We start from the raw sequence: 14674 nt of genomic DNA, 5'->3' as shown, positions 1-14674 counted from the left end.
CCCGCTCTGCACCCTATCGTGAGGTTTTAGGGGGCAGAGCGGGCCTCGCAACGCAAGGTTCGTGGCGGGATTAGTCCAGTGAAATCGGGCCGAGCTCGTCCAGCAGGTCACCCGGTCCTGGGTTTGAGGCCACGGACGAGCCACCCAGGTGGTTCACCACGCCCCATACGGCGTTCAGGCCCGTAGTGACAGCGCCTTCAGCCCAGCCAGCGGTGAAGGACACGTCGTCGCCGGCGAGGAAGATGCCGCGCTGGTGCTCAGGCAGCTGGTCCTGCTTGAAATGCGTGAAGAGGCGCTGCTGGTAGCGGTAGTGCCCGGGAAGGTTGGCCTTGAAGGCGCCCATGAAGTTGGGGTCCGCTTCCCAGGACACCGTGATGGGCTGCCCAACGATGTGGCTTGCGATGTCCACACCGGGGTAGATCTGCTCCAGAGAGTGAAGCATCAGCTTGACTCTCTCTTCTGCGGTCAGGGCCAGCCACTTCAATGCGTCATCGTTCCATGTGTAGGACAGGAGGATGACAGCGGGCTTGTCCGGGCCGTCGTCGAGCAGGTATGTAGCCCGGTTGAGGCGGTCGGTGAGCGTCATGGACAAAACTTCGCGCCCGGTCTCCGGGTCGATGTCTTTCCAGAACGGCCGGTCCACCATCACGAACGTCTTGGACGACTGCATGTAGTGAGAGCGCTCGATCGCCGTCCACAGCTCGGCCGGGAACAGCGCTTCCTCGGTGTGGATGCGCGTCGACAACAGCCACGACTGGCAGGTGGTCACCACGGCCTGATAGGTCGCTTCGCGTCCCCAGTTCTCGCGGACCAGGAGGTCGCCGTTTTCTGCGCGGCGGATATTGTCCACCGCTCCGCGCGGGGATCCTGAGTGCAAGGACGAAAGCGAGGTACCTTCCGGCCAGTGCTTAATGCCCGACGGCGCGTGGTTCCACAGTGCCTCGGGGAGCCTTTGCGCTCCTCCCGCAATGGAGCGGTGCTGATCGTCCGCGTCGGTGTAAACGACCCGAAGGATTTCGAGGATGGAGTTGGGGAAGTCTGTGTCCCAACCGCCGGTACCGAAGCCCACCTGGCCGAACGCTTCACGATGCGCGAAGCCGGCTTCCTTGAAGGACTTGCTGGCAGCGATGAAGCCGTAGAAGGTTTGCTCGTCCAGTTCCGGCAGGAGCGCGTTCCACAGCTCCTTGATCCGCTGGGTGTCGCGGGCCTTGATGGCTTCCTGCATTTCGGCGAAGGCTGCGCCGTCGTTCACTGCGGCTTTCCAGGCGTCGGCCACTTCGCGGAAGAACTCCGGCAGCTCATCAGCGGTGGTGGCGTAGTGCTTCTTGCCGGCGAGCTCAATGACGGTGCTGGACGTGGCCGGGGCCATGGGGTTGGGGAAGTCGTTGGTGTCCAGGCCGAGCAGGTCCACGTAGTGGTAGAACGCCTTACCCGAGACAGGGAAGCGCATGCCACCAAGGTCGGCCACGACGCCGGGGGCAGACGGGAAGCTGGCTGTGCGGAGGCGGCCACCGATCTGGTCGGCTTCGTAAATGACCGGTTTGAGGCCGAGCTTCATCAGCTCGTAGGCGGTCACCAGCCCGGACAGGCCGGCACCGATGATGGCCACTTCGGTGCCGTACAGCTCCTCGGGTATGGCGCCCAGCCCGTCGGGGTGAGCCAGATAGTGGTCGTAGCTGAAGGGGAAGTCCGGGTTCAGCATGGTGATGGGCGCTTCGCCGGGCGCGCCAGGTTCTTCTACGAGAGGGAGTTCGGTGGCGATGGTCATGGCTTGTCTGCTTTCACAGGTTCCGGGCTCACGGCCCTGGTGGTCATTTCACGGTAGTCCTGCTCGCTGAGCGCGGCTACCTTGGAGTTCCGGCGTCCATAGCCGAAGTAGATGGCGATGCCCACAAGCATCCACACGCCGAAGGTGATCCAGGTGTCGGCGCCGAGGTTGAGCATCAAGTAGGCGCACATCAGGGTGCCCAGTATGGGTGTGATCGGGTACAGCGGAACCCGGAAGCTACGCTCCAGGTCGGGACGGTTGCGCCGCAGGTAGATGACGGCAACGTTGACCAGTGCGAAGGCGAAGAGCGTTCCGATGCTGGTGGCGTCCGCCAAGGCACCGAGCGGGACCAGGCCAGCGGTGAGGGCGACGGCGGTGCCGATGATCAGGGTTCCGGCCACCGGGGTGCCGGTGCGGCGGGAAACCCTGCCGAAGACCCTGGGCACCATTCCATCGCGGGACATCGACAGCATGATGCGTGTCTGCCCGTAGAGGACAGTCAATACGATGCTGGCGATCGCAAGCACAGCACCGATGGAGAAGACAAGTGCAATCCACGGTTGGCCGGTGATTTCATGCAGGATCTGCACCAAGGCAGCTTCGGTGCCGTCGAACCAGCCCCAGGGGCGGGCACCAATGGCGGCAACGGCAACCAGGACGTAGATGCTGGTGACGATCACCATGGAGAGCATGATGGCGCGGGGCAGGTCCCGCTTGGGGTTCTTGGCTTCCTCGCCGGCGGTGGAGGCGGCATCGAAGCCGATGTAGGAGAAGAAGACGCTGGACGCTGCGGCCGAAACGCCGGCGGCGCCCATGGGCATGAGGGGCTCGAAGTTGCCTGCGTTGAAGGCGGTAAACGCCACAGCGCAGAAGAAGATCAGGATGCCCACCTTGATCATCACGATGGTGGTGTTGATCCAGGCGCTTTCCCGGGCACCCCTTACCAAAAGGAACATGGCAAGAACCACGATGATCAGCGCGGGGAGGTTGACGACGCCCCCGTCGCCCGGTGGCTGGCTGACGGCGTCAGGGAGGAACTGTCCAAAGGCCGCCAGCGTCTCGTTGACGTACTGCCCCGCACCCACGGCAACGGCTGCCACGGAGACCGCGTATTCCAGCACCAGGCACCAGCCACAGATCCAGGCCATGCCTTCGCCCATGGTGGCGTAGGAGTAGGAGTAGCTGGATCCGGCCACCGGAACGAGTCCGGCCATTTCGGCGTAGGAAACGGCCGAGAGGAGTGCGGCCAGGCCGGCTATGACGAAGGAGATCCAGATGGCCGGGCCCGCCAGGGGCACGGACTCGCCGAGGATCACCAGGATGCCGGTGCCGAGCGTGGCACCAACACTGATCATGGTCAGCTGGAGTACGCCGAAGCTGCGGACCAACGGCGTACCGCCCTCGCTGCTCCCGGCTTCGTCGACCATCTGGCCGATGGGCTTGCGGCGCAGAAGTTGAGCGCCGAGGCTGGGCCTCGTCACGCTCACCGCCGCTTCGTTTTCGGTGTTCACAGGCACGGTCACCCTTGACGTCCCTTCAAAGTAGTTTCGATTTCCCCTCCACAAGACTGGCATGTGAGCCACCTCTCACTGCGGTGCAAAATGACCTATAGTGTTCAACCATGAGACGTAATGCACAGTATCAAGCGGCAGCTCCGGCAGCCCTTTCCGGACAGGTCACCGTAGACCTGTCTGCAATTTCAGACAATGTCCGTTCCTTGAAAAAGCGCAGCGAAGCGCCGTACTTCATGGCCGTAGTAAAGGGCAACGCCTACGGTCATGGACTGGTGGAAGTGGCCCGCGAAGCAGTGGCGGCAGGCGCCGATTGGTTGGGAACCGCCCAGCTCACCGAGGCCATCGCATTGCGGCAAGCAGGAATCACGGTCCCCATCCTTTCATGGCTCTATCTGGCATCCCAGACGAGTGCCACCATTCTTGAAGCCCTCGAAAACGACGTCGATGTTTCCTTGGGAAGCGTCGGTCAACTGGAGGTGCTGGTAGGTATCGCTGGACGCCTTGGCCGCCCCGCCGTCGTACACCTGGAACTGGACAGCGGCCTGAGCCGCGGCGGCGCACGCAAGGAGGATTGGGCCGAACTGGTGGCCCGGGCGCGGCAGGCCGAACTGGACGGAACCCTGCGCGTTCGTGGCCTCTGGACCCACCTGGCATGGGCGGATGTTCCCGCGCATCCAGGCAACGCGACCGCTGTCGCCGAGTTCGAAGACGCGGTCCGTGAGGCTCGGGAAGCCGGACTCACCCCCGAACTCCGGCATGTGTCCAGCTCCGCCAATATCCTGGAACGGCCCGAATTCCATTTCGACATGGTCAGGGCAGGGCTGGCCATTTACGGCCTCGCCCCCGCCGATCACCTGGACCCGGCAGACTTCGGACTGCGCCCCGCGCTCAGCGTCACCGCCCCGCTGGTCATGGTCAAGAAAGTCCCGGCCGGCACCGGCGTGAGCTACGAACACCAGGCAATCACCTACGAACCCCGCTACCTCGGGCTGATCCCGCTCGGCTACGCTGACGGCATCCCCAAAGGCATCAGCGGACGCTCCGTGGTGAACGTCGCAGGCCGCAGCGTACCGGTGATTGGCAAGGTCTGCATGGACCAGTTCATGGTTGACCTGGGCCCGGACGCCACGGGAATCGGCGTCGGCGACACCGCGGTGCTGTTCGGCGACCCCGCATGCGGGGCGGCGAGCGCCGACGATTGGGGCGCGGCAATCGGCAGCCACGGGGACGAAATCATCAACAGGATCGCCCCTCGCCTGCCGCGGGCCTATGCCACTACCGCTTACCAGTGCCCCGACTACCAGGAGCCGGCAGCCGCCGGGCCGGGCAATGTCGCCTGAGCCCGCCACCGCCCGCCTGAGTTTCGTCACGCTCGAACAGTTCCTGGAGCAGCTGCCGCCGGAGTTGAAAATGCTTCACGACGGCGGCAGCGGCGCCTCGCTGCTGCGGTGGGTGGAACCGAGTGAGCTGGAGGACCCCACGCCCTACCTGCCTGAGGGCGAGTTCCTTCTCACCGCCGGGCTGCCTTTCCTTGGGGAGGGTGGCTCGGCGGCGAAGGTGGATGCCTACGTCCAACGGCTGGTCGAGGCGAAGGTGGCGGCACTCGGGTTCGGGATCAGGCCCTATTTCGACGCCGTCCCGGACGTGCTGATCGATGCTTGCAGAAGGTACAACCTCACCTTGTTCGAGGTACCCGAATCCGTGCCGTTCGCGGCCATCGGGCTGGAGTTCTCGCAGCTTCTGGAAACCGACAACGCGCGGGTGTTCCGTCAACTGGCCGACACCAACCGCCAGCTCATGCGGGCAGTCCTCTCCCCCAGGCCGGAACACGAACTGCTTGCCGCGCTGGTCCAGCGCGTGCCGGTGTGGGCTGTCCTGGTGGGTGCGGACGGGCGGGTACGTGCCCGTGGGCACAACGCCGGCGGCAGCACCGGCGTCGAACATTCCCTCCTGGAACCGATGCTGGGAAGGCTGCTGTCTGGCAGCGGGCCACGGGTTGAAATGGACGGTTTCGACCAGCCAGGGTCTGCCTTGGTGTTCGGCCATCCGCTGCGCAGCACCAAGGACGCCAACCTCGGTGCCCTGATCCTCGGCTCGGACACTCCCCTGACGCCTGCGCAGAACAACGTAGTGCAGGCTGCGGTGGGGTTGCTGGAGTTGCTGGTGAGGCAGCGGACCAGCGGCTCGCTTGCCCCCAGCCAATTGGCGACGGCGGTTCTCCTGCACCCGGAATCGCTCGCCACGGGAGGGACCAAGCATGTCAACGGCTTGAAGGACCTGCTCGCGCAGAGCCTATCCTCCACCCGATCCGCGCCCATGCGTGTCATTCAGGGGGTCCGGACGGAGGACGCAGCTGACGACGGTCCGGTCCGTGAAGTGCTGCAGTGGCGTCGCTTGTTCGATACCAAGCTTGTGGAGCTCACCGAGTACGGCTTCGCGGCCATCACACGCCTGCGCGTTGACGATTCCCTGCTCGCGGACGTCGAGAAGCTCGGTTGGCGCTTGGTCATCGGCGAACCGACCGAAATGACCGGGCTCGCGGCGGCCTATCAGCGGGCCAGTTCGTTGCGTTCACGCGTGCTTTCTACCAGCCTGAGCGCACGCGTGGATGAGGTGACGTGGTCAGTGACTGGCCTTCTGGGCCGCGATGCCGGAACCATGCTGGCCGCACGGCTGCTCGCACCCGTGCTGGCACTGGAGCCCGACCGCAGGGACCCGCTACTGGGCGTGCTTCGGGGGTGGCTCAGCGAAAACGGCAGTTGGGATGCCTCCGCCAAGCTCCTGGGGTTGCACCGAAACAGCGTGCGTCGCCAGATCGGCGTGCTCGGCGATCTGCTGGATATGGACCTGAACCAAGCGCAGGTTCGTGCCGAACTGTGGTTCGCGTTGCAGTACATGGAGGAACTGGTGGCGTCCTCGCCCGAGATCGTCACATAGGAAAAAAGCTTGACTGTGGCGGATCGCACACTTAGAGTTCTGATATATGAGTCGTATGTCACGTTCCACCCCCACCGACTCTGGGTTTTGACGACGCCGTAATCACTTCGCGGCCCCCGCCGCCGGCTGGCATCGTGCCAGTCGGGCATTGTCCCTGGGTCGCAAAGGACTGCGTCTGTCCGAACGTCAGGAAACGGCGCCCTGGTGCCGTCAGCGATTCGCGCTGAAGCCAGAAGGGAACATATCTCAATGAATCATCCGAGCAGGACGACGGCAGCCGTCGACTCCTCCATCTCAAAAGAGACAAGCTCCACGTTCAAACGCCGTTTTATGGTTCGGCTTGTGGCTGTCTTCATCGGCGGGATGTTCCTGGACGGCTACATCCTGGGAATCATCGGACCCGTAGCCGGACTCATGCGGACAGACCTCCAGCTCAACGAACTATCGCTCGGCATGATCGCAGCAGGTCCGCTGGTTGGAATTTTCGTGGGCTCCCCGCTGGCCGGCTGGGCTACGGACAAATTTGGACGCAAGCCCATGTTCCTGGTGGATATGGGCCTGTTCCTGATAGCTTCCGCGGCCCAATTCTTCATAACCTCCGGAGACGGGGCCGTGATCCAACTGGCCATCATCCGGTTCTTCATGGGCGTCGCAATCGGCGGCGAGTATTCAATCGGCGGGCCCTTGCTCTCGGAGTTCTCCCCTCCCAAGCTCCGCGGTCGGTTGCTCGGGCTGACCCTGATCGCCTGGTACGTCGGCTTCATGATGGCCTTCATCGTGGGCACGCTCCTGCACGACGCCGGCACCCCATGGCGCCTCGTCATCGGCACCAGCACCATACTCGCGCTCGTCCTGTTCGTCGCCCGCTTGGGCCTGCCCGAATCACCGAGCTGGCTGATTACCAAGGGACGGCATGACGAAGCACTGGCGATCGCACGCAAATACGTCGAATCGCCCCAGATGCGTGAGAGCATCACCGAAGAGATGGATCTGAGGATGATCCAGGAGGCGCAAGCCGCGAAGAGCAAAACCACAATCAAGAACGCCTCCTTCGGAATGCTGTTCTCCAAGCAGTACTGGCGCACCACACTCTTCACCGCCGGCTTCTGGTTCTGTGCCGTCACACCGTACTTCGCAATCGCGACCTTCGCCGACGATGTGCTCAAAGAAATCGGCCTCGGCGGCGGCTGGGCAGGGGGCGTCGGACTGTCCGCACTTGCAGCCGCGGGTGTTGTCACCACCGTACTTCTGATCGACAAGCTGGGCCGCCGAATCCTCACCGTACCCGGGCAGTGGCTCTGCGCAGGCATCCTGCTGGTCATCGGAGTCTGGGCGGACGCACCAGCGATCCTGGTACTGGTCCTGTTCCTCGCTTTCTCCTTCTTCAATGCCGGCTACACCACCATGACCCAGGTCTATCCGGCCGAAGTATTCCCAGGCCACCTGCGCGGCATCGGCATGGGCTTCGCCGCGGCCTTCAGCCGCATCGGCGCCGCACTCGGCACCTTCGCCCTGCCATGGTCCATCAGCACCTTCGGCATGGGCCCAACCATGGTGGTAGCCGCCGGAGTTGCGTTACTCGGCGCAATCCTCTCGCAATGGCTCGCGCCTGAAACCAAGGGACGCACCCTCGCCGAGATCTCAGCGGACTTCTCCCACTGACACCGGGACTCCACGGAGACCGTGCCCGCGTCCCGGGCTAGGTCTTGGCGAGGGCGGGAACGCCAAGCTCGTTGCAGACGTCTGCTGTACCGGGAATGACGCTCACTTTTCCTTCAACGACGCATTCGGTGACTGTCCTGCATCAGCCCGGAGCTGGCGTCTTCGGGTGTTGGGTTGGTCTTCGTATCGAATCCGACTTCTTGGTTACCGTTTCCCGCCGTCTAGGAACCGCGCTGCTCCCACCGGTTGTAGAGGTCCGGGCGGCGTTCGCGAAGGTACGGTACATCGTCCCGGGCAGCTTTGACCGTCTCTGTGCCCACTTCCGCGAACAGCAGTGCCGCCGACTCCCCCGCCGCGGCGAGCAATGAGCCGTCCGGGCCGGCCACCACGCTGCCTCCCAGGAAGTTGTAGATGTCCTCGTTCCCGCTGTGGTTGGCATAGGCCACGTTGAGCTGGCTTTCCAAGGCGCGGGCCCGGATGAGGACCTGCGGGACGTTCTCGAATCCGGCGGACAGCGCCGTCGGCACGAGCAGGAGTTCGGCACCCCTTGTTGCGGCGGCCCTGACTGCTTCCGGGAATTCGACGTCGTAGCAGATCAGCATCGATGTCCGGATTCCATTGAAATCCACGACGGCGGGAGGTTCTTGGGCGCCGACGAACGCCTTGAGTTCCTCCGGGCCGAAGAGGTGGACCTTGGCGTAGTTGAGGATCTCAGCTCCCGTTGCGTCCAGCAGAGTAGCCGTGATGTTCCAGGCGCTATGAGCGACAGGCGACTCTCCGCCGTCGTGCGTTTCCTCCCCCGACGCCAGGGCGGGAAGGCTGTACACCAGGCCAATGCCGTGGGACCGAGCGATCTCGGCGAGGCGTTCCCGGATGCCAGGCAGTGTGGCTGGATCCAGTTCGGCGTGCAGACGCAACGGGGCGTAGCCAACGGGGAACAGCTCGGGCGTAAGGAGCAGTCCGGCCCCCGCGTGGGCGGCGCGCTGCGCGGCGTCGTCGATGGTGCGCAGGTTCGCTTCGACATCCATGACGGAAGCGTTTGCCTGCAGGACTGAGAGCAGCATCTTTACCACCTAGGTTTCGCCTCATCCCGACGCTCATCCGAGAGCCCCGGGCTTTTCGTGATTCAAGCTTAGGCTCGTGGGCCGCGCGCAGGCTGAGGCGATTGGACCCGCGCACTTCCAAAATGGGACGCATTGCCCGCTCCCCTCGCGTTGTGAGGCCCACTCTGCACGCTATGGGGCGAACTTACCCTGCAAACCAGGCCCCGCAACGCATAGAGAGCTTCACAAGGGGTACATATCCGGTGTTCTTGTGTTGGAGTATGTCGGGGAAGGTTGACTCGCTGTGTTCACTTCTTGACTACAAGGATGCTTGTGGGGCAATCTTCTTGTCATGCCCGCTACACAGCGCTCAACGAAGAGCCACCCTCGAAAACCCGGCTCGCAGTCGGCGCTCCGCCACCTCAATCAACAGCGCATCATCGAGTGCTTGCTGAGCGGACCATCCACGCAGGCAGAGCTTTCCCGCCAGACCGGGCTCTCCACGGCAACGGTGTCCAACATCGTGAAAATCATGCAGGACGCCGGCTTGGTCTCGACGGAACCCACCACGAGTTCAGGCCGCCGGGCAACCAACGTGAGACTGAACAGCAACGGTGCGGTCGCCGTCGGAATCGACTTTGGGCGCCGCCACCTCCGGGTGGTCCTGGCGTCACTGGGCTATCACGTCATTGCCGAGGATTACATCGAATTGCCGCTGGGTCACCAGGCAGAAGAAGGCATCGAAGCGGCCGTCCAGCTACTGGAAAAACTGCTCCGCGAAAACGGTATCGACCGCACCGCCGTGGTGGGAGCGGGCGCCGGCATTCCAGGACCAATCGACCGGCGCACAGGCACTGTCGCCCAAGGTGCCATCCTGCCTGAATGGGTGGGCATCGACATCCTCCACCGGCTGGAGGAAGCACTGAATTGCCCGGTTTTTGTTGATAACGACGCCAATTTGGGTGCGTTGTCCGAGGTGACTTGGGGACCGCACAGCGGCGTCTCCAACCTGATGTTCCTCAAGATTGGATCCGGCATCGGCGCGGGCCTGATTCTCAACGGGTTTCCCTATTACGGCAACGTGGGAATCACCGGGGAAATCGGCCACGCAACCATCCACGAGCACGGACTGGTGTGCCGGTGCGGGAACAGGGGTTGCCTCGAAACGATCGCCTCCACAACCACCATGATCGAGCTGCTGGGACGCGGGCAAGAGACGCTCTTGACGCCCCAGGACATCGTCCGCAATTGCCTTGCCGGCGACTCTGCTACACAGCGGGTGGTGGACGACGCGGGCCTGGCCGTGGGCCGCGCTTTGGGCAACGTGTCCAACCTGATCAACCCCGAGGTGATCGTGGTTGGTGGCCCGCTTGCCGGGCTGGGCGACCTCCTGCTGGACCCGATCCGGCGCGGCCTCGTCAGGCACGCGGTGCCGGTGGTGGGCGAGACAACGCACCTGGCCATGTCCTCTCTTGGGGCCCGCGCAGAGGCCCTGGGAGCAGCCGCTTTGGTGTTCCAACACGCGGGTATTACTGGCAGGTAACGAAATCGTTAGCTGGATGATGCGTTCAAGTCTTGACGACAAGCAGGGTGATCCAGTTTACTTTTTCATCAGACAGCTCCGCCGTTTGCGGGGCCGACAACGAAGTCATGCATTGGAGGCGTAAGGGCTGATGACATCCCTCGACACGCAAGGTGATCCCATCCTTTTGGAGATGCGATCGATCACGAAGGAATTCCCGGGCGTGAAGGCCTTGTCGAATGTGAGCCTCCGAGTGATGGCCGGCGAAATCCACGCCATCTGCGGTGAAAACGGAGCAGGGAAATCCACCCTCATGAAGGTCCTCTCCGGCGTTTACCCGTACGGGAGCTACACGGGCGACATCGTTTACCAGGCCCAGACACAGCAGTTCAAGGACATCCGGGCCAGTGAGGCTGCGGGCATCGTGATCATCCACCAGGAACTGGCATTGATCCCCGAACTCTCCATCATGGAGAACATCTTCCTGGGCAACGAACCCACCAAGTGGGGCGTCATTGACTGGGCAGAGGCGCGCAAGCGTTCCCTGGAACTGCTGGCCCGCGTGGGCCTGCGGGACGACCCCGACACCCCCATCAAGGAAATCGGCGTAGGCAAGCAGCAGCTCGTGGAAATCGCGAAAGCGCTGAACAAGTCCGTACGCCTGCTGATCCTCGATGAGCCCACCGCGGCACTGAACGAGTCCGACTCCCAGCACCTGCTGGACCTGATCCTTGGCCTGAAGGGCAAGGGCATCACCTCGATCATCATTTCCCACAAGCTCAACGAGATCGAACAGATCGCCGATGAGATCACCATCATTCGCGACGGCAAGTCGATCGAGACCTTGAACGTCAAGCGGGACGGCGTGGACGAAGACCGCATCATCAAGGGCATGGTGGGCAGGACGCTCGAGTCCCGCTTCCCGGATCACGAACCCAAGATCGGGGAGGTCTTCTTCGAGGTCAAGGACTGGACCGTGGGACACCCACAAATCCAGGACCGCCTGGTCTGCAAGGGCTCCAACTTCTATGTGCGGCGCGGCGAGATCGTCGGTTTCGCAGGCCTCATGGGCGCCGGGCGGACCGAGCTGGCCCGTTCCCTGTTCGGCCACTCTTACGGCCGCTTCATCAAGGGGCAGGTCTACAAGGACGGCAAGCCGGTGAACCTCCGCAGCGTCAAGCAGGCGATCGATGCCGGACTCGGTTACGTCACCGAGGACCGCAAGTCCCTGGGCCTGAACCTGTTGGATGACATCAAGACCACCACTGTGGCGGCGGCCCTGGACAAGATCAGCAACTACTCGGTGGTGGATACCCGCAAGGAGTTCTCCGTCGCGGAGGAATACCGCAAGTCACTGCGCACCAAGACCCCCTCGGTTGAGGAAGGCGTAGCCAAGCTTTCCGGTGGTAACCAGCAAAAGGTGGTGCTGGCCAAGTGGATGTTCACCGATCCGGACCTCCTGATCCTGGACGAACCCACCCGCGGAATCGACGTGGGCGCCAAGTACGAGATTTACGGCATCATCCAGAGGCTCGCGAACCAAGGCAAGGGAGTGATTGTCATTTCCTCGGAGCTTCCTGAGCTCCTGGGCCTGTCCGACCGTATCTACACCATCTTCGAAGGCGCCATCACAGGCGTCCTGGACAAGAACGAAGCAGACCAGGAAAGCCTCATGAAACTCATGACTTCCGCCCGCAAGACCGCCTGACCCGTTGGCCCAGACTTACCCCTTCCTGACACAAGGACCAAAACAATGAACGCGCTCAAGAAGCTATTTGGTGGCAATACCCGCCAGTTCGGCATGATCTTCGCCCTGGTGGCACTTATCGTCTTCTTCCAGATCTTCACCGAGGGACGCACGCTGACCCCCGGCAACGTGATCAACCTGTTCAACGGCAACTCCTACATCCTGATCCTGGCCATCGGCATGGTGCTGGTCATCATCGCCGGCCACATCGATCTTTCCGTGGGCTCGGTAGCCGCTTTCGTGGGCGTCTTCGTGGCCCTCGCGATGCGGGACTGGGGCTTCCCCTGGTGGGTCGGTGTGCTCTTCGGCCTGTTCCTGGGAGCGGTGATCGGTGCCTGGCAAGGGTTCTGGGTGGCCTACGTGGGTATACCTGCCTTTATCGTGACACTGGCCGGCATGTTGCTTTTCCGTGGCTTCAACCAGTTCGTGGGCAAGTCCAACACCATTCCCGTCCCCAAGGAATTCCAGTTCATTGGCTCCGGGTACCTTCCCGAGGTTGGGCCGAACACCGGCTTCAACAACCTCACATTGCTTATTGGCCTGGTAGCCGTCGCATTCGTGATCATCATGTCCCTGCGTGCCCGTGCCGCCGCCAAGGCCCTTGGCGCCGAAGTTCCGGAGCTCTGGGTTGAGGTCACCAAGCTGGTCCTGATCTGTGGCGCCATCCTTTACGCAACGTACCTGTTCGCCACAGGCCGTCCCGGGACCTCCTTCCCCATCCCCGGCCTGATCCTGGCTGTCCTGGTCCTCATCTACGGCTTCATCGCCGACAAGACCGTCCTTGGCCGCCACGTCTACGCAGTGGGTGGCAACCGCCACGCAGCGGAACTTTCCGGTGTGCAGTCCAAGAAGGTCAACTTCATGGTCATGATGAACATGTCCATCCTGGCTGGCCTGGCCGGCATGATCTTCGTAGCCCGCTCCACCGCCTCGGGTCCGTTCGACGGCGTCGGTTGGGAACTGGATGCCATCGCCGCAGTCTTCATCGGTGGTGCTGCCGTTACCGGTGGTGTTGGTACGGTTATCGGCTCGATCGTCGGTGGCCTGGTGATGGCTGTCCTGAACAACGGCCTCCAGCTCCTCGGCGTTGGCGCCGACCTCACCCAGATCATCAAGGGCCTGGTGCTCCTGGCCGCCGTGGCCTTCGATGTCTACAACAAGTCCCAGGGCAAGCGCTCCATCACCGGCATGTTGATGAAGAACTTCCAGCGCAACAACGAAATCAAGCCCGACGAAGCCACCTCCACCAAAGAGGTCATTTCCAAGGAAGCCTGACCGGTTTCCGCACGACTCGCTCCACCCCACCCACACAGAAAGTGAACCAAGATATGCGAATGTTTGGTAAAGCAGGAAAGGCAGCAGCAGTCGCTGCCATCGCGGCACTGGCGCTGACGGCCTGCGGCCGCACTGACAGCGGCTCAAGCAGCAGCACAGCTGGCGGGGAAGCGTTCCCCAAGGACTCGCTGATCGGCGTCGCACTTCCGCAGAAGACCAGTGAGAACTGGGTCCTGGCGGAGAAGCTGTTCAACGACGGCCTCACCGGCGCCGGCTTCAAGGCCGACGTCCAGTTCGCCAACGGCGGCGTGTCCGAGCAGCAGAACCAGATCAGTGCCATGGTCACCAAGGGTGCCAAGGTGATCATTGTGGGTGCCATCGACGGCGCCCAGCTGGGTACGCAGCTCAAGCAGGCCAAGGATTCCGGCGCAACGGTCATCGCTTATGACCGCCTGCTCCTGAACACCGAGAACGTGGACTACTACGTGGCCTACGACAACTTCAAGGTTGGTGTCCTCCAGGGACAGGCCCTGCTGGACGGCATGAAGGCCAAGAAGCCCTCCGGCCCGTACAACATTGAGCTCTTCGCCGGTTCCCCCGACGATGCCAACGCGAAGGTCTTCTTCGACGGCGCCATGAGCGTCCTGAAGCCGAAGATCGACGACGGCACCCTCAAGGTAGTTTCCGGCCAGACCTCGTTCGAGCAGGCTGTTACCCAGGGTTGGAAGGCTGAAAACGCCCAGCGTCGCGCTGACACGCTGCTCACCGGCAGCTACGGCACCGCTTCACTGGACGGCGTCCTGTCCCCGAACGACACCTTGGCCCGTGCAGTGCTCACGTCCGTCAAGGCTGCCGGCAAGCCGCTCCCGGTTGTCACCGGCCAGGACTCCGAGGTTGAGTCCGTCAAGTCGATCATGGCTGGCGAGCAGTACTCCACTATCAACAAGGACACCCGCAAGCTCGTTGAGCACGCCATCACCATGGTGAAAGACCTCCAGGCAGGTAAGCAGCTGGAGATCAACGACAAGGACTCCTACAACAACGGCGTCAAGACCGTCCCGGCCTTCCTCCTGCCGCCACAGATCGTGACCAAGGAGAACGTCAAGACCGCTTACGTTGACGATCCGGTATTGGGTCCGATCACCAAGTAACTCCGCAACACAGCAAGCCCGGTCCGCCACACAGGCGGGCCGGGCTTTTGCTTTG

10 protein-coding genes are annotated in these 14674 nt (G+C 62.8%); 7 read left to right on the top strand and 3 right to left on the bottom strand.

Features of this window, described 5'->3' with window-relative positions:
- Positions 1–70: 70 nt before the first annotated feature.
- Both J2Y68_RS05405 and J2Y68_RS05400 read right to left on the bottom strand, forming a co-directional pair.
- Positions 71–1768, bottom strand: coding sequence for a flavin monoamine oxidase family protein (locus J2Y68_RS05405; protein WP_309990718.1), 1698 nt, complete (start codon positions 1766–1768; stop codon positions 71–73).
- Positions 1765–3195 carry an amino acid permease gene (locus J2Y68_RS05400; RefSeq protein ID WP_309991631.1) on the bottom strand — a complete coding sequence of 477 codons (1431 nt, stop codon included), beginning with the start codon at positions 3193–3195 and terminating at the stop codon, positions 1765–1767. The genes J2Y68_RS05405 and J2Y68_RS05400 overlap by 4 nt, the downstream gene beginning before the upstream one ends.
- Positions 3196–3389: 194 nt before the next feature.
- Here J2Y68_RS05400 and alr point away from each other — a divergent pair, with 194 nt between their 5' ends.
- From alr to J2Y68_RS05385, 3 genes are all read left to right on the top strand, one after another.
- On the top strand, positions 3390–4622 hold the full coding sequence (alr, locus tag J2Y68_RS05395; protein ID WP_309990715.1) for an alanine racemase: 1233 nt from the start codon (positions 3390–3392) through the stop codon (positions 4620–4622).
- Entirely contained in the window at positions 4612–6219 is a 1608-nt protein-coding gene (locus J2Y68_RS05390; protein WP_309990712.1) for a PucR family transcriptional regulator, read from the top strand. Before alr ends, J2Y68_RS05390 begins: the two co-directional genes overlap by 11 nt.
- Before the next feature lie 249 nt (positions 6220–6468).
- Positions 6469–7881, top strand: a complete 1413-nt coding sequence (locus J2Y68_RS05385; protein WP_309990710.1) for an MFS transporter — start codon at positions 6469–6471, stop codon at positions 7879–7881.
- Between the two features lie 221 nt (positions 7882–8102).
- Here the strand turns inward: J2Y68_RS05385 and J2Y68_RS05380 are convergent, their stop codons facing one another.
- Positions 8103–8945, bottom strand: coding sequence for a carbon-nitrogen hydrolase family protein (locus J2Y68_RS05380; RefSeq protein WP_309990707.1), 843 nt, complete (start codon positions 8943–8945; stop codon positions 8103–8105).
- A gap of 331 nt (positions 8946–9276) precedes the next feature.
- On the opposite strand from J2Y68_RS05380, the gene J2Y68_RS05375 reads away from it, so the two are divergent.
- From J2Y68_RS05375 to J2Y68_RS05360, 4 genes are all read left to right on the top strand, one after another.
- Positions 9277–10467 (top strand): ROK family transcriptional regulator, encoded by a 1191-nt coding sequence (locus J2Y68_RS05375; protein WP_211713050.1) that lies wholly within the window; start codon positions 9277–9279, stop codon positions 10465–10467.
- Between the two features lie 130 nt (positions 10468–10597).
- A complete protein-coding gene (mmsA, locus tag J2Y68_RS05370) occupies positions 10598–12154 on the top strand; it encodes a multiple monosaccharide ABC transporter ATP-binding protein (RefSeq protein ID WP_309990703.1) in 1557 nt (518 codons plus the stop codon).
- A gap of 45 nt (positions 12155–12199) precedes the next feature.
- Positions 12200–13468, top strand: a complete 1269-nt coding sequence (mmsB, locus tag J2Y68_RS05365) for a multiple monosaccharide ABC transporter permease (protein ID WP_309990700.1) — start codon at positions 12200–12202, stop codon at positions 13466–13468.
- A 53-nt stretch (positions 13469–13521) separates the two neighbouring features.
- Entirely contained in the window at positions 13522–14619 is a 1098-nt protein-coding gene (locus J2Y68_RS05360; RefSeq protein ID WP_211713047.1) for a substrate-binding domain-containing protein, read from the top strand.
- Positions 14620–14674: the final 55 nt, after the last annotated feature.

The sequence above is a fragment of the Paenarthrobacter nitroguajacolicus genome (genome assembly GCF_031455195.1).
GTDB classification, from domain to species: Bacteria; Actinomycetota; Actinomycetes; order Actinomycetales; family Micrococcaceae; genus Arthrobacter; species Arthrobacter nitroguajacolicus_D.
This window is presented reverse-complemented; position numbering and strand designations above follow the sequence as displayed.

What these genes read in the sequence shown, in the direction of transcription:
- J2Y68_RS05405 (WP_309990718.1), bottom strand. Translation starts at nt 1,768, where the DNA reads ATGACCATCGCCACCGAACTCCCTCTCGTAGAAGAACCTGGCGCGCCC.
- J2Y68_RS05400 (WP_309991631.1), bottom strand. Translation starts at nt 3,195, where the DNA reads ATGGTCGACGAAGCCGGGAGCAGCGAGGGCGGTACGCCGTTGGTCCGC.
- alr (WP_309990715.1), top strand. Translation starts at nt 3,390, where the DNA reads ATGAGACGTAATGCACAGTATCAAGCGGCAGCTCCGGCAGCCCTTTCC.
- J2Y68_RS05390 (WP_309990712.1), top strand. Translation starts at nt 4,612, where the DNA reads ATGTCGCCTGAGCCCGCCACCGCCCGCCTGAGTTTCGTCACGCTCGAA.
- J2Y68_RS05385 (WP_309990710.1), top strand. Translation starts at nt 6,469, where the DNA reads ATGAATCATCCGAGCAGGACGACGGCAGCCGTCGACTCCTCCATCTCA.
- J2Y68_RS05380 (WP_309990707.1), bottom strand. Translation starts at nt 8,945, where the DNA reads ATGCTGCTCTCAGTCCTGCAGGCAAACGCTTCCGTCATGGATGTCGAA.
- J2Y68_RS05375 (WP_211713050.1), top strand. Translation starts at nt 9,277, where the DNA reads ATGCCCGCTACACAGCGCTCAACGAAGAGCCACCCTCGAAAACCCGGC.
- mmsA (WP_309990703.1), top strand. Translation starts at nt 10,598, where the DNA reads ATGACATCCCTCGACACGCAAGGTGATCCCATCCTTTTGGAGATGCGA.
- mmsB (WP_309990700.1), top strand. Translation starts at nt 12,200, where the DNA reads ATGAACGCGCTCAAGAAGCTATTTGGTGGCAATACCCGCCAGTTCGGC.
- J2Y68_RS05360 (WP_211713047.1), top strand. Translation starts at nt 13,522, where the DNA reads ATGCGAATGTTTGGTAAAGCAGGAAAGGCAGCAGCAGTCGCTGCCATC.